This window comes from Paenibacillus sp. F4, from assembly GCF_002894905.1.
GTDB lineage: Bacteria > Bacillota > Bacilli > Paenibacillales > Paenibacillaceae > Paenibacillus > Paenibacillus polymyxa_B.
On the sequence record NZ_POVS01000046.1, the window covers coordinates 183 to 534 of the forward strand.

Sequence of the window (352 nt, forward strand, 5' to 3'; positions counted from 1 at the left end):
AGCCCTCCAGCGCCGATGGTACTTGGACCGCAGGGTCCTGGGAGAGTAGGACGTCGCCAAGCGCAACCACTAAAGAAGAATTTCTTTGGTGGTTTATTATGGGCCCTTAGCTCAGCTGGTTAGAGCGCACCCCTGATAAGGGTGAGGTCGGTGGTTCGAGTCCACTAGGGCCCACCATATAACTTTATATTTACTTTTGGGGCCATAGCTCAGCTGGGAGAGCGCCTGCCTTGCAAGCAGGAGGTCAGCGGTTCGATCCCGCTTGGCTCCACCAAAAAGATTTATTATCATTGCACCTTGAAAACTGGATACCGAAACGAAATTGCGTTTTAGAATATTCCTTTAAGCTGAT

The 352-nt window shown here is 50.3% G+C and carries 2 tRNA genes and 1 rRNA gene (1 of these 3 running past the window's edge); all 3 read left to right on the plus strand.

The window, feature by feature from the left end:
* Positions 1 to 62 (plus strand): 5S ribosomal RNA (gene rrf / locus C1T21_RS26930); it begins 76 nt to the left of the window's first position.
* Positions 63 to 100: 38 nt separating this feature from the next.
* A tRNA-Ile gene (locus tag C1T21_RS26935) sits at positions 101 to 177 on the plus strand.
* Positions 178 to 198: 21 nt separating this feature from the next.
* Positions 199 to 274 (plus strand) — tRNA-Ala (locus C1T21_RS26940).
* Positions 275 to 352 lie beyond the last annotated feature (78 nt).